The organism is Streptomyces sp. NPDC001634 (assembly GCF_040298185.1).
Taxonomy (GTDB): domain Bacteria; phylum Actinomycetota; class Actinomycetes; order Streptomycetales; family Streptomycetaceae; genus Streptomyces.
This window is the reverse complement of the sequence record NZ_JBEOZU010000122.1, coordinates 1-22263: the sequence shown is the minus strand read 5'-3', so window position 1 is coordinate 22263 and position 22263 is coordinate 1. Positions and strand designations below refer to the sequence as shown.

General features: G+C 71.9%; 16 protein-coding genes. 7 read left to right on the top strand and 9 right to left on the bottom strand.

Going from position 1 to position 22263, the window contains the following annotated elements:
- Positions 1-4316, bottom strand: a 4316-nt coding sequence (locus ABT186_RS43350) for a beta-ketoacyl synthase N-terminal-like domain-containing protein (RefSeq protein ID WP_351929840.1), incomplete at its 3' end; no start/stop codon positions are given.
- Between the two features lie 299 nt (positions 4317-4615).
- Between ABT186_RS43350 and ABT186_RS43345 the strand changes: the two genes are divergently transcribed.
- Positions 4616-5461 (top strand): hypothetical protein, encoded by an 846-nt coding sequence (locus ABT186_RS43345; protein ID WP_351237267.1) that lies wholly within the window; start codon positions 4616-4618, stop codon positions 5459-5461.
- Positions 5462-5473: 12 nt separating this feature from the next.
- The gene (locus tag ABT186_RS43340) at positions 5474-6568 is read left to right on the top strand and encodes a 3-dehydroquinate synthase family protein (RefSeq protein ID WP_351929838.1); all 1095 of its coding nucleotides are present in this window, start codon (positions 5474-5476) and stop codon (positions 6566-6568) included.
- Between the two features lie 527 nt (positions 6569-7095).
- On the opposite strand, the gene ABT186_RS43335 is transcribed toward ABT186_RS43340, so the two are convergent.
- The 3 genes from ABT186_RS43335 to ABT186_RS43325 are packed head-to-tail and all read right to left on the bottom strand — an operon-like array spanning position 7096 to position 10134.
- Entirely contained in the window at positions 7096-7800 is a 705-nt protein-coding gene (locus ABT186_RS43335) for an HAD-IA family hydrolase (protein WP_351929836.1), read from the bottom strand.
- On the bottom strand, positions 7793-8914 hold the full coding sequence (locus ABT186_RS43330) for a Gfo/Idh/MocA family protein (RefSeq protein WP_351235154.1): 1122 nt from the start codon (positions 8912-8914) through the stop codon (positions 7793-7795). The genes ABT186_RS43335 and ABT186_RS43330 overlap by 8 nt, the downstream gene beginning before the upstream one ends.
- A 53-nt stretch (positions 8915-8967) precedes the next feature.
- Positions 8968-10134 (bottom strand): DegT/DnrJ/EryC1/StrS family aminotransferase, encoded by a 1167-nt coding sequence (locus ABT186_RS43325; protein ID WP_351929833.1) that lies wholly within the window; start codon positions 10132-10134, stop codon positions 8968-8970.
- Between the two features lie 298 nt (positions 10135-10432).
- On the opposite strand from ABT186_RS43325, the gene ABT186_RS43320 reads away from it, so the two are divergent.
- The 3 genes from ABT186_RS43320 to ABT186_RS43310 all read left to right on the top strand — a co-directional run bounded on the left by ABT186_RS43320 (position 10433) and on the right by ABT186_RS43310 (position 12707).
- Entirely contained in the window at positions 10433-10903 is a 471-nt protein-coding gene (locus ABT186_RS43320; RefSeq protein WP_351235149.1) for a type II 3-dehydroquinate dehydratase, read from the top strand.
- A 37-nt stretch (positions 10904-10940) separates the two neighbouring features.
- Positions 10941-11699 (top strand): thioesterase II family protein, encoded by a 759-nt coding sequence (locus tag ABT186_RS43315; protein WP_351929829.1) that lies wholly within the window; start codon positions 10941-10943, stop codon positions 11697-11699.
- Positions 11700-11777: 78 nt separating this feature from the next.
- Positions 11778-12707 (top strand): ROK family protein, encoded by a 930-nt coding sequence (locus ABT186_RS43310; protein WP_351929827.1) that lies wholly within the window; start codon positions 11778-11780, stop codon positions 12705-12707.
- A gap of 251 nt (positions 12708-12958) precedes the next feature.
- Here the strand turns inward: ABT186_RS43310 and ABT186_RS43305 are convergent, their stop codons facing one another.
- Positions 12959-13852: an AfsR/SARP family transcriptional regulator gene (locus ABT186_RS43305; protein WP_351235143.1), complete on the bottom strand. Its 894-nt coding sequence runs from the start codon at positions 13850-13852 to the stop codon at positions 12959-12961.
- Positions 13853-14214: 362 nt separating this feature from the next.
- Between ABT186_RS43305 and ABT186_RS43300 the strand changes: the two genes are divergently transcribed.
- Positions 14215-17037 carry a helix-turn-helix transcriptional regulator gene (locus tag ABT186_RS43300; RefSeq protein ID WP_351929825.1) on the top strand — a complete coding sequence of 941 codons (2823 nt, stop codon included), beginning with the start codon at positions 14215-14217 and terminating at the stop codon, positions 17035-17037.
- Positions 17038-17090: 53 nt separating this feature from the next.
- Here ABT186_RS43300 and ABT186_RS43295 read toward each other — a convergent pair whose 3' ends face one another.
- Together ABT186_RS43295 and ABT186_RS43290 are read right to left on the bottom strand one after the other, a co-directional pair.
- Entirely contained in the window at positions 17091-18071 is a 981-nt protein-coding gene (locus ABT186_RS43295) for an NAD-dependent epimerase/dehydratase family protein (protein WP_351929823.1), read from the bottom strand.
- On the bottom strand, positions 18061-19002 hold the full coding sequence (locus ABT186_RS43290; protein WP_351929821.1) for a ScbA/BarX family gamma-butyrolactone biosynthesis protein: 942 nt from the start codon (positions 19000-19002) through the stop codon (positions 18061-18063). Before ABT186_RS43290 ends, ABT186_RS43295 begins: the two co-directional genes overlap by 11 nt.
- Positions 19003-19206: 204 nt before the next feature.
- Between ABT186_RS43290 and ABT186_RS43285 the strand changes: the two genes are divergently transcribed.
- Positions 19207-19851 carry a ScbR family autoregulator-binding transcription factor gene (locus tag ABT186_RS43285; protein ID WP_351235135.1) on the top strand — a complete coding sequence of 215 codons (645 nt, stop codon included), beginning with the start codon at positions 19207-19209 and terminating at the stop codon, positions 19849-19851.
- A gap of 31 nt (positions 19852-19882) precedes the next feature.
- Here ABT186_RS43285 and ABT186_RS43280 read toward each other — a convergent pair whose 3' ends face one another.
- Both ABT186_RS43280 and ABT186_RS43275 read right to left on the bottom strand, forming a co-directional pair.
- On the bottom strand, positions 19883-20518 hold the full coding sequence (locus ABT186_RS43280; protein WP_351235133.1) for a ScbR family autoregulator-binding transcription factor: 636 nt from the start codon (positions 20516-20518) through the stop codon (positions 19883-19885).
- A 233-nt stretch (positions 20519-20751) separates the two neighbouring features.
- The gene (locus ABT186_RS43275) at positions 20752-21966 is read right to left on the bottom strand and encodes an NAD(P)/FAD-dependent oxidoreductase (RefSeq protein ID WP_351929819.1); all 1215 of its coding nucleotides are present in this window, start codon (positions 21964-21966) and stop codon (positions 20752-20754) included.
- Positions 21967-22263: the final 297 nt, after the last annotated feature.

Below are 22263 nucleotides of genomic sequence, written 5' to 3'. Positions count from 1 at the left end.
GCCGACTGGGCGTGGCCGATGTTGGACTTCAGCGAGCCCAGCCACAGCGGCTGCCGGGGATCGCGGTCCTTGCCGTAGGTGGCCAGGAGGGCCTGCGCCTCGATCGGGTCGCCGAGCGTGGTGCCCGTACCGTGGCCCTCGACGGCGTCGACGTCGACGGGGGAGAGGTGGGCGTTGGCCAGCGCCTGGCGGATGACGCGCTGCTGGGAGGGGCCGTTGGGGGCGGTGAGACCGTTGGAGGCGCCGTCCTGGTTGACCGCGGAGCCCCGTACGACCGCCAGCACCGGATGCCCCAGACGCTCCGCGTCGGACAGGCGCTCCAGGACCAGGACGCCGACGCCCTCCGCCCAGCCGGTGCCGTCCGCCGCGTCGGCGTAGGCCTTGCAGCGGCCGTCCGTGGCGAGCGCCCGCTGCCGGGAGAACTCGATGAACGACGTGGGCTGCGACATGAGGGCCACACCGCCCGCCAGCGCCAGCGTGCACTCGCCGTTGCGCAGTGACTGCGCCGCCAGGTGCAGGGCGACCAGCGAGGACGAGCAGGCCGTGTCGACGGTGAGCGCCGGTCCCTCCAGGCCGAGCGTGTACGAGACGCGGCCCGAGGCCACGCTGCCGGCCGTACCGATCCCGCGGTATCCCTCCAACTCCTCGGGGACACGCGCGACTTGGGATCCGTAGTCGTGGTACATCACACCGGAGAACACACCGACCGGCTCGCCGCGCAGCCGCGACGGATCGATCCCGGAACGCTCCAGGGCCTCCCAGGAGGTCTCCAGCAACAGGCGCTGCTGCGGGTCCATGGCGGTCGCCTCACGGGGGGAGATACCGAAGAACTCGGCGTCGAAGTCCGCGAGGTCGTACAGGAATCCGCCCTCACGCACATACGAGGTGCCGGGCCGGGCGCCCTCGGGGTCGTACAGCTCCTCCAGCTTCCAGCCGCGGTCCTCGGGGAAGCCGGAGACCGCGTCACGCTCCTCGGCGACCAGCCGCCACAGCTCGTCGGGCGTGGTCACCCCGCCGGGCAGTCGGCAGGCCATGCCGACGATCGCGATCGGCTCGTCGGAGCCCGCCACCTCGGGCCGGATCTCCTCGGCCGGCGCCTCGACACCGGTGATCAGGGTGTCCAGCAGCTCGGCCACGGCCCCCGGAGTGGGGTGGTCGAAGGCGAGCGTGGCGGGCAGGGGCAGGCCGGTGGACTCGGTGAGGCGGTTGCGCAGGGCGACGGCTTCCAGCGAGGTGAACCCCAGGTCCTTGAAGGGGCGGCCGGGGCCCACCTTGGAGACCCCGCCCACATCGCGCACCCGGGCCGTTTCCGTGCGCACGATCTCCAGCAGGATGCGCAGACGCTCCGGCTCGGGCAGCGGTTCGAGCCGCTCGCGCAGCGCCTCGGCGAGGGACCCGTCGGCGGGCGCCGGGGCCGCGGAGACGTCGATGAGGCCGGACAGCAGCGGCGACAGTGCCGACGGCCGCGAGGAGCCCGGCACCCGGGCCACGCTCGCCGCGAGCGCGGCCGTGTCCAGGGCCAGCGGCAGGCAGTGCACGGGCCCGGCCAGCTGCGCCGCGTCGAACATGGCGAGACCCTCGGTACGGGTCAGCTCGCGGACCCCGGCGACCGGCTCGCCCACCTGGTCCACGGCCGCGGTCGGCTCCCACGGGCCCCAGCTCAGGGACAGCGCGGGCAGACCGCGGTCGGCGCGGTGCTGGGCAAGCGCGTCGAGGAACGCACTGTAGGCCGAGCGGTCGCCCTCACCGGGTGCGCCCAGCAGGACGTCGACCGAGGAGCACACCACGAACGCGGCCAACTCCTCGTGAGCGCGGGAGAGTTCGTGCAGATGCAGCAGTGCGCCGACCGCCGAGCCCAGGGCGCCCTCCGGGCGGTGGGCGAGCGCCGTCTGCCAGCCGTGGGCGTGCACGATCGCGGTCAGCGGGCGTTCGGCGCGCTCCAGCACGGCGGCCAGGGCCGGCCGGTCGGCCGGGTCGCAGGCCGCCACCGTGACCGACGCGCCGAGTGCGGCCAGCTCGCCGCGCAGGGCGACGAGGGTCTCGTCCTCGGCGTCGTACGAGCCGATCAGGAGCAGGTGCCGGGCCCGGTGGCCCGCGACCAGGTGACGGGCGAGCGCGGCACCCTGTGCGCTGTCGGCGCCGGTGACGACGACGGTGCGCTCGGGGTCGACGGCCCGGCGCTCCGGGGACTCCGTGGTGACCGCGACCCGGGCGAGCCGGGGCAGCAGCAGGACACCGGTGCGCAGGGCGAGCTGCGGCTCACCTGTGGCGAGGGCGGCGGGCAGCGCCTCCAGGGACGCGGGCGCCTCGTCCAGGTCCACGACGGTGAGACGGCCGGGGTGCTGGCCCTGCAGGGAGCGCAGCAGACCCCAGACGGGGGCGTGCGCGATGTTGTGCAGGGTCTCGTGCGGGCCCGCGGTGACCGCGCCGCGCGTGGCCACCGCGACACGGGTGCCGGTCAGGCGCGGATCGGCGAGCAGGCCGGTCAGCTCGTCGGTCAGCTCGCGCACCGTGCGCTGCACCCCGTCGGCGAAGTCCGCGGCGGCCGCGGCCCTGGGCACGTCCAGGGCGAGCACCACGACCGGGGGCACGTCCTCGCCGTCGGCGGCGGCCCGCACCAGACGCGCATCGAGCTCCGCCGTGAGCGCGGCGGCGTCCGGGCCGCGCAGCGTCCACGGCTCGGGGGCGGGGGCGGGGGCGTCGGGCAGCGGCGTGGGCACCCAGTCCAGACGCAGCAGTGATTCGAAGTGGCTGCTGTTCGCGGCGCGCAGCCGCATCGGGCGCTGCAGCAGCTGATGCCGGACGATCTTCCCGGACTGGGTACGCGGGATGTTCTCGGTCTCGTACAGCTCGTCGGGCACCTTGTAGTACGCGAGCCGCTCCCGGCAGGCGGCGTACAGAGGTTCGGGGTCCAGGCCCTCGGGGCCGGGCACCAGGAACGCGACCGGCACCTCGCCGAGTACGTCGTGCGGCTTGGCGACCACGGCCACGTCGGCGACGCCGGGCACCTCCCGCAGCACTTCCTCGATCTCGCCGGGGTGGATGTTCTCGCCGCCGCGGATGATGAGTTCCTTGAGCCGGCCGGTGATCGTGAAGTAGCCCGCCTCGTCACGGCGCGCCAGGTCGCCGGTGCGGTACCAGCCGTCGCGGAGCGCCTCCTCGGTGGCCTCCGGGTCGTTGTGGTAGCCGACCATCACGTTGGGGCCGCTGACCCACACCTCGCCGTCCTCGCCGGGCGGCACGTCGCCGCCGGTGTTGGGGTCCACCAGGCGGACGTTGACGCCGGGCACCGGCAGACCGCACGAACCCTCCACCCGGGCACCCGAGGGCCAGCTCATGGTGATGGAGCCGCAGGTCTCCGTGGAGCCGTATGCGTCCAGCAGCGGTGCGCCGTAGGCCTGCTCGAACGCGGTGTGCAGGGACGCGGTCGTCACCGAGCCGCCGACCAGGCACACCCGCAGCCGCGGCGCCTCGAAGCCCTCTCGGGCGGAGGCGCGCACCAGCTGGTGGTACATCGTCGGTACGCCCGCCAGGAACGTCGCGTCCTCCTCGCGCACCGCCTCCAGCACGTCGGCGGCGTCGAAACCGTCGACCAGCCGTACCGAGGCGCCGACGGCGGTGGCCGCGACCACGCAGACGATGTGGGACAGGCTGTGGAACAGCGGCAGCGGCCACACCATCCGGTCGTCCGAGGAGAGCCCGGGGATCGGTACATAGCCGGCGGCCACCGACCACAGGGCGTTGCGCTGCGTCGACAGGACACCCTTGGGCCGGCCCGTGGTGCCGGACGTGTACAGGAGCCAGGCCACCTCGTCCAGATCCAGGTCGTCCCGGGCGGGCGCGGGCGGCTCGGTGGTGGCGAGCGTCTCGAACGACACGGTGCCGGCGGGCCGTTCGGGCCCGGTCACCACGATGCGCACAGGGTCGCCGGCCGGCTGGAGGGTGCCGAGCACGCGCCGCACCTGATCCAGGTGGACGCGGTCGGTGATGACGATCCGGGCCCCGCTGTGACCGAGGAGATGGACCAGCTCCGAGTCGGTGGAGCGCGGATTGAGCGGTACGCCGATGGCGGCTGCCCGCACGACCGCGAGGTAACTCTCCACCGTCTCCACGCAGTTGCCGAGCAGGATCGCCGCCCGGTCACCGGGCTGCAGCCGCAGAGCCGCCAGGTGACCGGCTATGCGTGCGGTACGCCGGGCGAGTTCGGCGTGGCTGACCGAACGCCGTGCGTCACGGTAGGCGACCTTGTCCCCGAAGCGGTTCGCGTGCGCCGCGAGCAGCTTCGGCAGCGGTTGGATCAGCTCGGTTCGCAGCATGTCCTACACCTCTCGGTAACACGGCGACAACGAAATGCGGTGAGCCTCGGCGGCCCGGAATTCGGACGCACGGGAAGTCGGTCACTGCCAAGATTCTCCTAGCCCCCTTCGCGCCGGTAACCCCAGTTGGCCCCCCTAAGGGATCCCTGATTCCGGGCGTGGCACAAATCATTGCCGCGGTCGATGGGAGGGGGGTGCCGAGCGCCTCTAGCATGGGCTGAAGCCAGTTCCGTACGAACAATTCCGTCGTACCCGGACGTCGTGCGACGACGTCGTCAACAGAACTGAGGCAATCCGTCATGACCTTGCACTGGAACCATGTGCGCATACATGCCCCCGAGCGCACCGGAGCAGGCGGAATCTCCCGCCCTCAGCCTCCCGGAGCCCTCGCTGAACTGGTCCGCGACGTGCGGGCCGCCGACCCGGCGAACCGCTGGTTCTTCCACTGGGCCGACGACTGCGAACAGGCCGGTATCGACCTGTGGGCAGGCGTTGCGCCCGGTGTTTCCCAGGAAATGGAGCGCCGTTTCTCGGACGTGGCACCGGAACTAGGGGTACCCCCCGAAAACACCCCTGCTTTCGGGGAATTCAGGGTTTCTGCAACGCGCCGTCCCAGGGCGCTCGAGATCGAATTCGGCGACGATGTCGCAATGGCGTCGAGTGAACTCGCCCTCGCCGTCATGCGCGAACCGGCGCTCGACTACCGCGCACAACTGACCCTCGCCGTCTGGCATCTGCGGCATGTCGTGGCACTGATCGGGGAATCCGGGCGGCGCGGATTCCTGTTCCAGTGCTGGCAGCACCGCACGGCACGGCTGACGCCCGCACAGCGCACCGAGCTGTGCGCCCGCAGCGCGGAGGCCGTGGGCGTGTTCGAGGAAGGGCTGCCCGCCATGGGCCCGGACGCCGAGCGCGGCTGGGACGGCTACCTGCGTACCCTGCGCCGCAACGCGCAGGCCTGGGCGGCCGAGGACGTACCGGTCAACTACCTGCTGTTCGAGCACTCCCATCTGACGCTGCGCCGGCTGCGCGTACCACCGTCCGTCGAGGCGCTCGCGGCCCGCACCGTGCGCGCCGCCCTCACACCGTCCGGCGCCGACCGGCGGCCGATCGCGGTGCCCAGGGCCGTGCTCCAGACCGCATGAGAGGAGCGGACGATGAGTGAACCGGCCCACCACCGGGTGGAGGTGGCCCTCGGCGACCGTGCGTACGCCGTGCACATCGGGCCCGGGGCGCGCACCCTGCTCCCGGATCTCGTCGCGGCGGCGGGGGCGACGCGCGCCGTCGTCGTCTCGGCGCGCCCCGAGGGGGCGCTGCCGCCGCTCGGCGTGGACACGCTGTGGCTCGCGGCGCAGGACGGCGAGGAGAACAAGAACCTCGCGACCGTTGCCGGACTGTGCGAACGCTTCGCCCGGTTCGGCCTCACCCGCTCCGACGTGGTGATCTCCTGCGGTGGCGGTACGACGACCGACACCGTCGGCCTCGCCGCGGCCCTCTACCACCGGGGTACGCCCGTCATCCATCTGCCGACGTCGCTGCTCGCCCAGGTCGACGCGAGCATCGGCGGCAAGACGGGGGTGAACCTGCCCGAGGGCAAGAACCTGGTCGGCGCGTACTGGCAGCCGCGTGCGGTGCTGTGCGACACGGACTTCCTCGCCACGCTGCCTCCGCGCGAACGCGTCAACGGATACGGGGAGCTGGCGCGCTGCCACTTCATCGGCGCCGAGGGCCTGGGTGCCCTGCCGCTGGAGCAGCAGATCGCCAGGAGCGTCGCGCTCAAGGCGTCCGTGGTCTCCCGCGACGAACGCGACCAGGGCCTGCGGCACATCCTCAACTACGGCCACACGCTGGGGCATGCGCTGGAACGGGCGACGTCGTATGCGCTGCGGCACGGCGAGGCGGTGGCCATCGGCACCGTCTTCGCCGGCCGGCTGGCCGGTGCGCTGGGCCGGATACCCCCGGCCCGGGTGGCGGAACACCACGAGGTGGTGGCGTCGTACGGCCTGCCGACAGCGCTTCCCGCCGGGGTCGACCACGACGCGCTCGTGCACTACATGCACCGCGACAAGAAGGCCGAGGGCCACGGCCTGACGTTCGTCCTGGACGGCACCGACGGCCCCGAACTGGTCCCGGACGTACCGGAGCCGACGGTACGCGCGCAACTGTCCGCGATGCCGCGGCCCACGGACCCGGCGGCGGGGGCCTCCGCGGTGCCGCGGTCTCGGGGGTCGGTGGCGGGGGCGGCCGGGTAGCGGTCGCCTTGGGGTCGGTGGCGGGGGCCTCCGCGATGCCGCCGTCCCGGCAGCTGGTGGCGGGGCATTCCATGGTGCCGCGGTGCGCGGGGCTGGTGGCGGGGCCCTTCACGGTGCCGCCGTCCCGGCAGCTGGTGGCGGAGCTGCCCGCGATGTCGCCGTCCCGGGGCAGGGGAGGGGTTGGCCGCGGTGCCGCGGTGCGCGGGGCTGGTGGCGGGGCCCTTCACGGTGCCGCCGTCCCGGCAGCCGGTGGCGGAGCTGCCCGCGATGTCGCCGTCCCGGGGCAGGGGAGGGGTTGGCCGCGGTGCCGCGGTGCCGCGGTCCGCGGAACCGGTGGCGGAGCTCTCGGCGGTGCTGCCGCCGGCCCCGGACCGGACCGCGAGGTCTCCGCGGCGCCGTTGCCGTCCGATCCGTCCGCGACGTCGCTGTCCTCGGGCCTCACCGGGATGCCGCTGTCCCGCTGATCCGTCAGCACATCACAAGGCCCGGACGTCGTCGTCCGGGCCTTGTGATGTGTGGATCGGCCGCTACGGGGCCGCGGCCGGTGCCGGCGTGGTGATGAGCTCCAGTAGTTCGACGGGGCTGTGCAGGACCACGTCCGGTGCCTCGCGCAGCAGTGGCTCGGACTCGACGCCCGCCCACAGCGCGGCGGCCGCCACGACCCCCGCCCCGCGGGCGCTGTGCAGATCGGTGACGGCGTCCCCGACCATCACCGTGTGGCCGGCGCGGGCCCCGAGCACGGAGACCGCGAGGGACACCATGTCCGGTGCGGGTTTCGGCCGGGCGACCTCGTCCGACCCGATCACGATGTCGAACAGGTCGACGAGCCCGAGCCGGCCGAGCAGCGCCCGCGCCCGCTCCCCGGCCTTGCCCGTGGCCACGGCCATCGGCACACCGCGCCGGTGCAGTTCCCGCAGCAGCTCCGGGACGCCGGGGAACACCTGCACCTGCGGCGCGAGCCGGTGGCTCTCCCGTACGAAGGGCTCCTCCATCTCCGGCGGCAGCCCCATGATCCGCATGATGTCGGGGAAGTACCTCCCCAGGTGCCGGTTGTACTCGGCGAACGGCGCCTCCCCGCCCCCCACGACCTCGTCGTAGGCGATGCTGAAGGCCTCCCGCATCACCTCGAAGCTGTCGACGAGGACCCCGTCGAGGTCGAAGACGACGGCCCGGACGTCGCGGGCCTCCGTATACCCGCCGTACCTGCCTTGCCTGTCAAGCCTGTCAACCATGCCGCAGCCTCTCCGAGTTGAGTAGCGTCGAACGGGGCACCACCCGGGCCGCCCTTGTGGAGCGCGCCCCGATCCGTGCCCGCCGGGCCGAGCGGTAGATGCGCTCGATCACCGCGATGGTGCGGCGGACCTCCTCGATGGTCCGCCCCTGGGACGCAGGGTCCGCGAGCAGCGCCGGCAGCTCGTCGAGCTGACGCAGGTACTCGGCGCCGATCTCCTCCTCGGGCAGGGGGATTGCCGTCTCCGTCCCGTCCCGCACGCTCACCAGGGACGACCCCTTGCGCCGGTTCGGGCTGAACCCGAACGTGCAGTGCAGCGTCGCGCTGCCGGCGCTGCCGTCGACCCGGATACGGGTGGTGTCGTACGGCTCGTGCGAGGCCCAGCTCGCCCGGATCGCCACCGACACCCCGTCCTCGGTCACCAGGAAGCCGCGTGCCGTGTCCTCCACATCGCCCTCGGACTCCGCGGGCTGCGGCGCGTCGTCACGCCAGGCGGCCCCGGACGACCGGTCGTTGACGAAGTCGTCGGACACCGTGCCCACCGCCTGGTCGAACCCGACGGGACCCAGCATCGGCCCGACGGTGTCGAGCAGGTGCCAGCCCAGGTCGACGAGGGCACCGCCGCCCGCGAACTGCCGCTGGGTGAACCACCCGCCCGCGCTCGGCACACCCCGCGCCCGCACCCAGGACAGCTCGATGTGCCTGAGCTCCCCCAGATCCCGCGCGATGACCTCGCGCAGGGCGCCCACATCGGCGCGGTAGCGGGCCGCGCTGCCCGCGAGCAGTACGGCACCGCCCGCGCGTTCGGCGGCGGCGAGCTGCTCCGCCTCCGCCGAGTTGAGGCAGACGGGCTTCTCCAGGAACACGGGGATGCCCATGCGCAGGATGCGGCACGCGACGGCCGAGTGCAGATGGTTCGGTACGGCGACGATCGCCAGGTCGACCTCGTCGGCGCTCAACTCCGCGACATCGGAGAGGAGTTGGGTTCCGGTGCGGTCCTGCGGGATTTCCGCGCGGGCCGCCGGGTTCGGGTCCACCACGGACGACACGGTGAAGGAGGGGTGCTGGCGCAGTCGCGGAAGCCAGATGGACTTCGCCGCCCACCCCAGACCCACCACGCTCGTACGGACCGGGGCGTCGCCCGGTCCTCGTGCGCTCACCCGTGTGTTCATGCCCGCGCGACCTCTTCGACCACGACCTCGGCGACGGCGTGCATCTGCTCCTCGGTGCCGAGCAGGGTGCGGTGGTGCAGCCAGACGCAGTCGGCGTTGATGGCCTCGGTCACCGGGCACCGGGCGGCCAGCTCGTCGACGGTCGCGGCGGGCGGCGCGTACTCCCAGAAACCGTCGGAGCGGTAGATTGCGCGGAACGCGACGAACGCCGGCACCCCCCGGTCCACGAGCCGGTCCACGAGCGCGTTGCGGCCCTCCTCGGTGATGCCCGGGATCCGGAACATCTGCATGTAGTGCGGGTGGGCCGTGACCCGCTCGTCACGGCTCTGGGGGACCACGCCCGGGATGCGGCCGAGCAGGGAGGCCAGCAGCGGGGCGCGCTCCTCGCGGGTGGCGATCTGTTCGTCGAGCCGGCCCAGCTGGGCCCGGAGGACTGCCGCCGAGAACTCGTTCATACGGAAGTTGGAGCCCGACGTCTGGTGGTAGTACTTGCGGTCGGTGCGCGGCCGGCCGCAACTGTGCCGGAGGAAGCCCTCCTGGTACGACGCCTCGTCGGGGAAGGTGACCAGGCCGCCCTCGCCGGCCGTCATCAGTTTGCCGTTCTGGAAGCTGAACGCGGCCACCGACCCCAGCTCGCCGGCCTTGCGGCCGAGCCACTCGGCGCCGTGGGCGTGCGCGGCGTCCTGGACCAGCGGCACCCCGGTGTCGGCGGACAGCTTGCCGAGCGCGTCCATGTCCGCGAAGTGGCCCGCCATGTGTACGGGCATGATGGCGCTGGTCCGCTCGGTGACCGCGGCCGCGGTCGCCTCGGGGTCGAGGCAGTACGTGTCCGGGTCGACGTCGACCGGTATGGCGACGGCGCCCAGGCGCTGGGCGGCCTGTGAGGAGGAGATGAAGGTGAAGGCGGGGACGATGACCTCGCTGCCCTCGCGCACACCGATGACCTGCAGGGCGAGCTCCAGGGCATGGGTGCCGTTCGTCACCGCCAGCGCATACGGGGCCCCGTGCCGGTCGGCGAACTCCCGCTCGAACGAGTCGACTTCGCTGCCTCCCATGCGCCACCACTGACCCTGCTCCAGGGCGCGGAGCAGACCGGCGCGCTCCTCGTCGCCGTACCGCGGCCACACCGGAAGGTCCGCGAGCAATTGCGCCTGATCATTCATGACGATCCATTCCTGTTCTGGGGAACGCGGAGATATCCGCTGGGATATCCACTGAAGGACGAACTCACCCCGGGAAACCGAGAATCGGCGGCGGGGAATATCACGCTACCGCGCGTATGGCATCCGTTCCCATCCCCTACCGGGTCCCCGAAAACCCCCCTGAGTTCGGGGTTCCGCACCCCTCATCTGCAAGCCGATCGCCCGACGGCCGCCACGACCTCAAAAAGCGAGAAACAATGGAGCGCGAATGGGTCGACGACGAAGTATCAGTTCCCGAACCGCTGTTGTGAGGTGAGTCATGAGCGCGATACTCCTGCTGAACGGTCCCAACCTCGGCATCCTCGGGCAACGTGAGCCCGAGGTGTACGGCACCGACACGCTGGCCGACATCGAGCGGGCGGTGGGCGAGGAGGTCGCCGGGATGGGCTGGAAGGTCATCTCGTTCCAGAGCGACTCCGAGGGGGATCTGGTCCGTGCCGTGCACGCGAACTACGGCACGGTCGGGGCCATCGTGAACCCCGGCGCGCTCATGGTCGCGGGCTGGAGCCTGCGCGACGCTCTCGCGAACTATCCGCGCCCCTGGGTCGAGGTCCATCTCTCGAACGTCTGGGCCCGCGAGCAGTGGCGCCACGAGTCGATCATCGCGCCGCTCGCCTCGGGCGTGGTGGTCGGCCTCGGCTCGCTCGGCTACCGGCTCGGTGCCCGTGCCCTGCTCACCATCACCGGCAGCGCGCAGCCCGCCGCCCCGGCCCTCGCCGCCACCGCGTAGCGCGGGTGCCGCCCCGTCCCGCATCACAGGAGCCCCCATGAAGGCCACCGTCATGTGTTCCCAGCAGTGGATACGGCGCTACCACCCCAAGCCGGAGCGCCGTATCACCCTGGTCGCCCTGCCGCACGCCGGCGGCTCGGCCAGCTACTTCCACCCGCTGTCGGCCGCACTCGGCGACGACGTCGAGGTGCTCGCCGTGCAGTACCCGGGCCGTCAGGACCGGCGGCACGAGGCCCTGGTCGAGGACGTGGGCGAGCTGGCCGACCGGATCACCCGGGCCCTGCTGCCGTGGGTCGGCCCCATCGCACTGTTCGGGCACAGCATGGGCGCCACCGTCGCCTACGAAGTCGCCCAGCGGCTGAAGGAGGAAGGCTCGCCCGCCTCGGCCCTGATCGTCTCGGCGCGCCGCGCCCCCTCCGTCGTCCGTGCGGACGGCTTCCACGAACTCGACGACGACGCGCTCCTGGAAGAGGTGCGCGTCCTGGGCGGCAGCGACGACGCGCTCGCCCTGGACGAGGAACTGATACGGCTCACCCTGCCGGTCCTGCGCAGCGACTTCAGGGCGGTCGCCTCTTATCGCTGCACACGTACGGAGCCCTTGCCGACCCCCATTACGGCACTGGTCGGAACGGCGGACCCGAGGGTGACCGTGAGCGAGGTCGGGCAGTGGCGCCGCCATACCGAGGGTGATTTCTCCCTGCATGTGTTCGACGGCGGCCATTTCTATCTGGCCGATCACCGAAGCGCGGTGACGGGCCTGTTGCGTGACGTTCTGACGCCGCACATGTCCCGCTAGAAAAGGCAGGGCGGAAAAGGCGGGTGGCAAAAGCAGGCGGAAAAGACGCGCGACGAATCGAAAGGCGGGAGGGAAACCGTGAGTCGTCTGGGTATCGACGTGGGCGGCACAAAAGTGGCGCTGCGTCTGGAGCGCAGTGGCGCTGCCGCGGGCGCGCGGCCGCAGCAGACCGTCTTCGCGTGGCCGCGCGAAGGGGGAGTGGCGGCCGACATGGAGGCGCTGGCGGCGGGCATCGCCGCGCTGCGCCGTCCGCCCGGCGACCCGGTGACCGCGGTCGGCGTGGCCCTGCCCGCCGCCCTCGCCCCCGACGGCAGCGTGCTCGGCTGGCCCAACCGGCCGTCCTGGCAAGGCCTGGACATAGGGGGGAAGTTGGCGGCGTGGCTGCCCGGTGCGGACGTACGCGTCGCCGACGACGGGGACCTGGCCGCCCTCGCCGAGGCGCGGGTGGCGGGCTGCCGCGATCTGGTGCACTTCGGCGTGGGCACGGGCATCGGCGGCGGTGTGATCCTGGACGGCGTGATGCGCCCGGGAACGGCGCGCGGCTCGTGCGAGGTCGGCCATGTCATCGTCGACCACCGCGAGGGCGCATTGTGCGACTGCGGTCGCCGGGGCTGCGTACAGTCCCTCGCCTCGGGCCGCGCGGCACTGCGCCACGCCGCCCGTATCCTCGGCCGCGAGGTCGAGTTCACCGAACTGCGGCAGGCCTGGACGGCGCGGGAGGCCTGGGCGGCCGAGGTGGTCATGACGGGGGTGGCGGCCCTCTCGGCGGCCGCGATGTCCCTGGCGGAACTCGTCCACCCCGATGTCATCACGGTGGGCGGCGGCTTCGCGACCTCCCTCCCCGGCTACGTGGAAGAGGTCACTCACCACTTCATGACCCTGCACCGCCCCACGGGCCCTACCCCCTGCCTGCGCCCTGCTGCCCAGGGCGCCCTGTCATCACTGGACGGTGCGGTCCTGCTGGCCCGGGGCGTGGGCCTGACCGACCGGGCACCGCAGCCGAACTGAGCCGCGGCCTCGCGGGGACGGGACGGGTGCCCACGCTGTGCGATGCCTGCAGGGGCGCAGGGCGCCACGGTGGTTGCGGGTAAGCGATCGGCAGGTCCGTGCGCTTGGGGGTCGCCGACGGAAGCGCGACGCGCGCGTTTTTTCCATGAGCTCGCGGCAGCGGCTGCGGGTTCCTGACGCGCCCGGCCGGGCGCCGTGGGCCGGCCCCTGCGGGTGCCGGACCCGTCGGCAGATGTGCCCGCCCGTACCCCTTACGGATGCCTCCGCCGGTGCACCAGCGCCTGGGCGCGTCGTGCCGACCCGCTTGCGCCGATGGCGCGGCGTTCGCAGCGGCCCACGCCGACGGAACGGGGGACCGTGTGGCGCCAGCGGGGCGTGGTGGTGAGGGCCAGTGACGGGTCGTGGTTGAGTATCGCCACCTCAAGGGCGCGCAGCTCGTGGCCGGGATCGAGCCCGAAGTTGTCGAGCAGGGCGGCCCGGGTGCGCTGATAGGCGGCGAGGGCGTCGTGCTGGCGCCCGCAGCGGTAGAGCGCGACCATCAGCAGCCCGCACATCCGCTCCCCGGTGGGCTCCGCCGTGGCCATCTGCTCGAGTTCGCCGAGGACTTCGTGGTGCTGCCCCCGGTTGAGGGCTTCCTGCGCGTAGTCCTCGAAAACAGACATCCGCAGGCCCGCAATGGCGTTGAGCTCCGGCCAGGCGATGCCGGCCTCGGTCAGGTCGGAGAGAGCGGGCCCGCGCCACAGCGCGAGCGCCGAACGCAGCTTGCCGAGCCCCGAATCCCTCTCGCCGGAGGCGAGTTCGGCCCGCCCAAGATCCACCAGGCGTTGGAAGTGAAACAGGTCGAGGCTGGCGTCGGCGACCGTGAGGCGGTAGCCCGGTGCGGTGGTCGTCAGCGTGACGGCCCCCGCGGGCAGCGTGTGCCGGTCGATGATCTTCCGTAGCCCGGACACGGCGTTCTGCACCATTTTCCGCGATGTCGCCGGAGTGTCGTATCCCCACAGTGCGTGCATCAATTTACTGGTCGGGACGACTTCGTTGGCGTGCAGCAATAGAAATCCGGCGGTGGCCCGTTGATTGAATCCGCCAAGGCCCACCGGACTGTCGTCGGAAAACGCTTCTAACGGGCCGAGCAGATTGAATCGCATGCCGGCTCACCCCCAGTCGAAGTCGAAGCGGACAGCCGCTTCCACGAGGTACCCCTACAGTAAACAAACCAATCGACCCGTTTGTCAAATGGTCTGGCCTTGATCCTCTGAAGGATCGTCGAGATCCAGCGAAGTTGCAGGTGGGGCAGGGTGATTGGAGGACCTGACGTCGCCTCGCATGTTGTAGTAGTTGTCTCGTCAAGCTTCGGAATGGTTAGTTCCGCACTCACCGCATCCCCGTGACCACCCGGATGGGCGCCCAGTTGCCATCCGGTGAGCGCGGAGAAACCCGGGTCCCCTGAGGGGTTGCTAGCTTCACCGGGTCGGACTCCTCAAGAAACCGTTCGTACGGGAGGTGACCAGTGGAACTGGTCGAACGCGCCGAGCAGGAAATAAGCCTGAAACAGATACTCATGGAATGCGGCGCCGGAAAAGGCGCCGTCGCACTGCTCGACGGCCCCGGCGGCAGCGGAAAGACCGAACTGCTGCACCGGGCCGCCGAGCACGCCCGGCGGTGCGGTGGCGTCGTCCTGCGCGCCGGCTGCTCCCGGGCCGAAAGCGCCCTGCCGTACGGCGTCCTGGGCCAGCTCCTGTACTCCGTGCCGGCTGCCGAGGGACCCATCGGGCGGCTCGAGGAGCTGTACCGGCGGCTGAGCGCCGAGGCCGCGGCCGCGGACACCGCCGACGGCGCGGCCACCGCCGCTGCCGCCGTGCCCATCGGCCCCGAACGCGCCCTGCTGCTCAACGAAGTGGCCGCTGCTTTCCTCGAACTCGCCGAGAGCTCTTTGGTGTTCATCGGTATCGACAGCATCCGGCATGCCGATCCCCACTCCCTGGACTGCCTGCTCTACCTCGTCCGCAGGACCGGCTCCGCCCGCGTGATGATCGTCCTCACCGACGACACGGTGGCCCAGGCCGGACGCTCGCACTTCCGCACCGAGCTGCTCGATCAGCCGCACACCCGCCGTGTCCCGCTGGAACCCCTGACCGAGAGCCAGGTCGCGGCGCTGCTCGCCGGGCGCCTGGACCAGAGTGACGCCGAGCGGCTCGCCCCCGAGTTCCACGCCGTCAGCGGAGGCAGCCTCCTGTTGCTGCGGGCTCTCCTCGACGACCACGAAGCCGGCGGCGGTGTGCGCACGGAAGGCTATGGTCGCGCCGTGCTGCGCCAGCTCGGGCGCCTGGACGAACCGGTGGCCGCGGTCGCTCGCGCCCTCACCGTGCTCGGCAGCGCCGAGGCACCCGACCGGCTCGCCCGTCTCGCGGGCGTCGACCACGGCGTGGTCGAGTCCGCCCTGCGCACCCTCGAATCCGTTGGCCTGGTCGACGGCCTCGTCCTGCGGCACGGCATCGCCCGGCAGGCCATCCTCGACGACCTGCCCGCCCCCGAGCGCACCGCCCTGCGCCTTGCGGCCGCCGAGCTGCTGTACGAACAGGGCTGCCCCGCACAGGACATCGCCCTCCTGCTCACCAAGGTCGACGCCCCCAGCGGTGACTGGAGCGTGGACGTCCTGCTCGAGGCGGCCGAGCAGGAACTGCTCGCGGGCCGGACCCACCGGGCGGTCGCCGCACTCGAAGCCGCGCTGCGCGCCCGTGCCGGCAGCGACGTCGTGCACGCCGCGATCGAGTCCCGTCTCGTCCAGGTGCGCCGGCTGTTCGATCCGGCGACCGCCGAGCACCATCTGACCGCCCTCACCGCCGCGGCCCGCTCCGGAGACCTCGACCCCGCCCACACCCTCGACCTCGTACGCCAACTTCTGTGGCAGGGAAGGTCGGCGGAGGCGGGCGAACTCCTGGACCGGCTGCGCGAGACGCACCTCGAACCGCACAGCGAGGTCGCCGCGCTGCTGGAGGACACCGAGAAGTGGCTGGCGTGGACGCACCCCACCCTCGCCCGCCGCACCCACCGGCCGGCCGCCGGCGCCGAGCAGCGACAGCACCCCGGCCGACCGCGCACGGCTCCTTTGCGCCGCCCCGTGGCAGTCCTCGCCGACGCCCTGGTCAACGGCCGTGCCCACGAAGCGGTCGACCAGGCGTACCAGGTGCTCAAGGACCGGGGCCCCACCTACGACATCGCCTGGCCGGAGGAGCCCGCGCTGCTCGCGCTCGGCGTGCTGCTGTGCACCGACTCCCCGGACGTAACGGCCTGGAGCGACCGGCTGTTGCAGGAGGGCCACACCCCGTACTCGCCGACCTGGACGGGCCTGCTCTCGGCCACCCGCGCCGAGGCCGCGCTGCGCCTCGGCGATCTGACCGCAGCCGTCGAACACGCCCACCAGGCGCTCAACCACATCAGCCCCAACGCGTGGGGCGTCGCCGTCGGCGCACCCCTCGGCAGCCTGGTGCTGGCCACGGTGCGCATGGGCCACTACGACGAGGCGGGCGCGCATCTGACGCGTGCCGTCCCCAAGCCCATGTTCGACACCCGCTACGGACTCCACTATCTGCACGCACGCGGCCAGTACCACCTGGCCACCGGCCACCACCACGCCGCCCTCGCGGACTTCCTGGCCTGCGGGGACCGGATGCGGGCCTGGGGGATCGACGTCCCCGGAATCGTGCCGTGGCGCACCAGCGCGGCCGAGGCCTGGCTGGAGCTCGGCAACCGCGAGCAGGCCGCACGCCTGGCCTACGACCAGCTCGGCAGGCCCGGCACCAACGGTGCCCGCGCCCGGGCCGCGGCCCTGCGGGTCCTCGCCGTCGGCGGTCCCGTCGCGCGCCGGCCCCAGATGCTGTCCGAGGCGCTGGACCTGTACGAGCGGTGCGGTGACCGCTACGAGCAGATACGTATCCTCGCCGATCTGGGCGAGGCGTACCACGAGCTGGGCGACAACCGCCGGGCCAGGACGCACATCCGCCGCGCCCGCCATCTGGTCGCCCTGTGCGGAGCGGCCCCGCTCAGCGAGGGGCTCCTGTCCTTCCCCGACGACCCCGAGGACCCGTCGGCCACGCCCGGCGCTCCCGCCGGCGACGGCGCACTGCTCACCGGCTCCGAGCGCCGGGTCGCCGCGCTCGCCGTCGGCGGCTACACCAACCGGGAGATCGCGGCCAAGCTGTTCATCACGCCGAGCACGGTCGAGCAGCACCTCACCCGCGTCTACCGGAAGCTGGGCGTGCGCTGCCGCAAGGACCTGCCGGTCGAACTGTCGACGAGCGTGGTCGAGGTGGTCGTCGGGCAGGAAGCATGACGGGGCGGGGCGGACCTCCTGTGCGGTCCGCCCCGCCCGTGGGGCCCGTGGCGTCAGGCGACGCGCGGCCTGGCGAGCTGCTGCCGGTACCAGGGCAGCGCCGTCACCAGACCGGCCGCGAAGCCGGGACCGGGCGTGATGCCCAGGCGCTCCCACACCCGCCCGCTCTCGTAGTAGTGGTCATCGGTCAGCAGCGCATGCTGATGGTGTGTCAACTCCGGAAGCACACGCGACGACAGCTCCCAGTGCGCGGGCCGCGGCAGATCGCTGGCCGGCAGCGGCACATCGAGCCCACGGCACACCTGCGTGGCCACGGAGCGCACCGTCACCGGACGGGGATGGTTGACGTGATAGACGGTGCCCCGGTCGGCGTCGGTCCACCGGTGCCGCGCGAACTCCCCGATCACACGCGCGAGTTCCTGGACGCTGATGAGCGAGCTGCGCGCCCTGCCGCCCTCCGCCCACACCGGCACCTTGCGCAACAGCCGCAGGAGCAGGGGCAGGAACCAGCGGTCGCCGGGCCCATAGACGAGGTTCGGGCGCAGTACGACACCGCTGTGCGCGAGCACCGCCTCCTCGGCCCGCAGCCGTGACGCGCTCGCCACCGAGGCCGGTGCCGGCGTCAGCCTGCCCTCCTTGACGCCCCGGTGCGGCCCGGTGCCGTACACCGAGGCTGTCGAGACATAGAGGAAACGTGCCGAGCGGGCCGCCTTCACCAGGGCGCGGGTGCCGGCCGCGTTGACGGACTCGCACAGGGCCGGGTCCCGGCCGACGTAACTGGCCAGGTGGAGCACCGTGCCCACGCCCTCGCCGCAGCCGCGCAGACTGTCCGGAGCCATGAGGTCGCCGGGTATCCTCCGCGCACCCGCCGACGTCATCCACTCGGGCAGCGGCCGACGCGACAGTACGCGCAGGTCCGGTACCGGTGCCCCCACATGAGGAGGTATCAGCAGTTCTCGTACGACCGTGCTGCCGATGAACCCCGTACCCCCCACGACCAGGATCGCGTCACCTTTGGAGGACTCAGACGGCAAGGATCCGCACCTCGCACGTGGCGACCGTGGCGCCGCCCTGGTTGAAGCTCACCGAGACGCTGCGGGGGCCGCCGTCCGTGGCCGGCCTCGGTGTGGCCGTCACCAGGCACGCGCTGTCGAACTCCACGTACTTCGCATAGGCGGAGTCGCACGAGACGATGAGACCGTCCGGCCGGTCGAGCGCGGCGAGCGAGGCCTGGCGGGCGGCCTCCATCAGGACCATGCCGGGCACGTGGTCGACGGGGTGGTCGAAGAGAACGGGGTGGTCGCGGTCGTAGCGCAGGGTCCACACGCGGTCGATGTTGGTGTCCCCGAGGACCACGTCGAACACCGAGGTGCGGCCCACCAGTTGAGGGGTCACTGCGTCGGGCATCGGCAGCCCGGGGACGTTGTCGGCCCGGTCGCCGCGCAGGCGCCGGTAGGAGGTCTCGGGCACGCATTGCGCCGATATCCCGCCGGAGCCTATGAGTATGCCGTCGCGGCGGCAGTCGACGTCGAGGTCGACCGCGGCGATCGTCCGGCCGCGCCGCTTGATGTTGCCGCACCGCACGTCCAGCAGGATGTGGGCGGGGCGTTCGGTGAGCCGGGCGCCGTCCGGCTCGATGCCGTAAGTGAGGCTGCTGGAGAGGAACTTGTGGCCGAGGGGTACTCCGTAGGCCTGGTGGGAGATGATGAGCAGGGCCTGCCGAATCGATTCGCCAAGCAGCATCGGGTCGTGCCAGCGGCCGGCGACCCGGCCGTAGTAGGAGTGGCTGCGGGGCCACTGGACGCCCACACGGAAGTGGTCGTCACTCACGCGCTGTAATCCGGTGACGAGCACCTCCGAGACGGCGGCGCGGTGGACGAGTGCGCGGGGAACGGACTGCAGGAAGAGTTCGGGTGCTTCGAACGCGGTGGCTTCCGCCTGGTCGAGCAGCGGGGAAACGCGCATCAAGGCCTCCTGAGAACGTGTTTGAGCAGGACGAACGTCGAGCTGAACGAACTAGAGGGGCGGTGGAGCGCCGCTGAAAACAGTACCAGTTAGTTGGTTTTTTGTGAGTGGGAGAGGCAAAATGTTGTCGTGAGCCATGCTGCGGCGCCCCCTGAGGGGCCGGCGCGGAGACGGCTCCCGCTACGGAGTGAAGGGGTTGGATGCATGGCCAGGCAGGAACGCGCGGAGGTCACCCGGGCGGCCATCCTCGACGGGGCGGCTCGCGCCTTCGACGCAGAGGGCTACCACGGAACGACCCTCGGTGACATCGTCAAAGAGGCCGGGGTGACGAAGGGTGCCCTGTACTTCCACTTCACCTCGAAGGAGGAGCTGGCCCAGGCCCTGATCGACGAGCAGTTCTCCGTCTGGGACCCGGTGGCGGGCATGGACCGGCCGGGGGTGCAGTCCATCATCGACTTCCTGCATGTGATGGCCAGGCGGCTGGTGGAGGACGTACGGGTACGCGCCGGTATCCGCCTCGTGATCGACCAGAGCTCCAAGACGGGCATCGTCAGTGAGCCGTACACGAAGTGGATCGATCTCTTCCAGGAGTGTCTGTCCCAGGCGCAGGAGCGGGGGGACGTGAAGCCGGAGGTCGACTGCAAGCAGGTGGCGGGGCTGCTCGTCGGCTCCTGGACCGGACTGCAGCTCAGCTCCCAAGTGCTCACCGGACGACGGGACTTGGACGAGCGGACGACCCTGATGTGGGAGATGCTGCTGCCCGGCATCGTGCCACCGCGTCGGCTCGCCCGCTTCCGTCCGGAGGGCAGCGCCCAGTTCGCCGAGCGTGAGGCCGTCCCCGCCGGCTAGCCGGGCGGGGACGTCATTCCGGGCCTTCGTGTCACCCCACTTCGCACGGTTCCGGTGCGTCGGTGCGGAAGGTGTGGGTCTGCTCGCCGTGGGCGAACGCGGCGAGCAGGACGTTCCACAGATCGGTGACCCGTCGTGTCGTCTCCTCGTCCGTCAGGCGGCGCAGCACGAGTGACTCGACCGAGAACAGCGTGACCATGGCGAGGGCCTGGGCCGCCCCGGCGGGAACGTCGTCCCGCAACTCCCGCCGCTTGGCGGCATCGTCGAGCAACTGCTCGATGGCCCGGTACCACATGGCGTAGTGGTCGAGGTCCGGCTCCAGGTCGGGCCACTCCCGGTGGAAACGCAGCGCGGTCCGCACGGTGGGCTCGGTGCGCAGCAGCCGGTTGAGCCGATGGGTGAGGTCGATCAGCTGCTGCAGCGCGGAGTTGTCCAGGCTCAGGGAGGTGTCGATGAGGTCCTCGAGGAGTCCGTGCGAGTGCTCCGTGACGGCATCGGCGACCTGCTTCTTCGACGCGAAGTGGAAGTAGAACGCCCCCTTGGAGACGCCCGCGGCGCGTGTGATGTCGTCGAGGCTCGTCCCGTTGTAGCCGTTCTGCTCGAACCGGTCCGCGGCCGCCGAGATGATCCGCCGCAGTGTGCGCTCGGCACGCTCCTGCTTGACCATCCGAGTTCTCCCTCGCTCGCGTGTCTCCGCCTGGTCCTGATGTCCCCCTCCTCCCATTGTAAAACCGGTCGACTGGTATTTGATGTCCCAGGGACCCAATTCGGTTCACCCGACGGGAGTTGAGGCGCGAAGTGGCCCTCCCCGCGCGCGAGACCCGGAGCTCGGGGAGGGCGAACGCGCCCCTGATACGGCCGTGATAGGGCCCTGACGCGGCGACCGGCACCTGACGAGGCCTAGCGCGCCCCCGTCGCCACTCCCGCGCGCACCGCCGCCTTCAACGGCAAGTCCGCTGCCGCGACCCGCTCCAGGTCGACCGCCGCCCCGGAGGTGATCAGCCGTCTGCCCTGTGCGAGGTCGCGCGACCGGTCCACGGTGAGGACGGCCACCAGGCGGTCATCGCGCAGCCAGCACACACTCCAGCCGTCCGCGCTGTCCGGAGCCCCGCGCCACATCGCCGTGTCGTCTGCGGAGTGATGACCTGCGTACTGCACGAAGTGCCCGAACTGCTCGGACCAGAAGTAGGGCACGGGGTCGTACGCCGCCGCGTCCCCGCCGCCCGTGATGTGCGCCGCGACCGCCTTGGCACCCAGCAGCGCGTTGTCCCAGTGGTGCACCAGCAGGCGCGCCCCGTACCGCCCCGAGGGGAAGGAGGCGCAGTCACCGACGGCGTACACGCCCGGTACCGACGCCCGTAGGTGTTCGTCGGCCAGTACGTCGCCACGGGCGCCCAGCGCGATCCCGGACCCGGCCAGCCACCCGGTGGCAGGCCGCGCGCCCACCCCGACGACAACGGCATCCGCCCGCACCCGGGTCCCGTCCGACAGGGACACCCCGCCCGCATCGACGGCGGCGACCTTCGTCCCGGTGCGCAGCAAGGCGCCCGCCCGCTCGTACCACGCGGCCATCGGGGCGGTCACCTCGGCCGGCAGTGCTCCGGCCAGCGGCGCCCCGGCGGCTTCGATCACGGTGACCCGGCATCCCGCCTCACGGGCCGCCGTGGTGAACTCGGCGCCGATCCAGCCGGCTCCGACGACCACCACGTCCCGCCGCTCGTCCAGCACTCCGCGCAGCCGTTCGGCGTCGCCGAGGGTACGTAGCACATGTGTGCCGTCGCCCGGCAGCCGTACGGGGTCGGCGCCGGTCGCCAGCACCAGCGTCTCGTACGTCAGATCGCCCCGGGAGGTCAGCAGTTGACGTTCGCCCGGACGCAGACCCAGGGCCGTGCGTCCCGACTCCACCTGGATACCGAGCCCTTCGAAGTCGATGCCGAAGACCACGTCGTCCGGCCGCCCCTGCCCGCGCAGCACGGCCTTGGACAACGGCGGCCGGTCATAGGGCCGGTGGGGCTCGCCCCCGATCAGCGTCACGCTCCCGGCGTACCCCCGCTCTCGTAGGGCGACCGCGCTGTGCACCCCGGCGGCCCCTGCGCCCACGATGACGACTCCCACTGACCTCGACCTCCCTGAGTCGGATGTACGTCCCCGGCCATCGTGGGGGACCGGCCGTCGCCGGGTCGCGGACGCGGGCCGGAGTGAAGGGGGCGCTAGGGGATGGTCCGGCGTCGCGGTCTCCCTAGCATCGACCGCACCGGAGCGACAGGCATGGACCACCGACACACGAGAACGGGGAGAACCCATGGCACGTGACTCTGAGTCCGGACTGCCCATTGAGCCGGTGTACGGGCCGGGGGCTCTGGAGGGCTGGGATCCGGCGGGGAAGCTGGGTGAGCCGGGGGCGTATCCGTT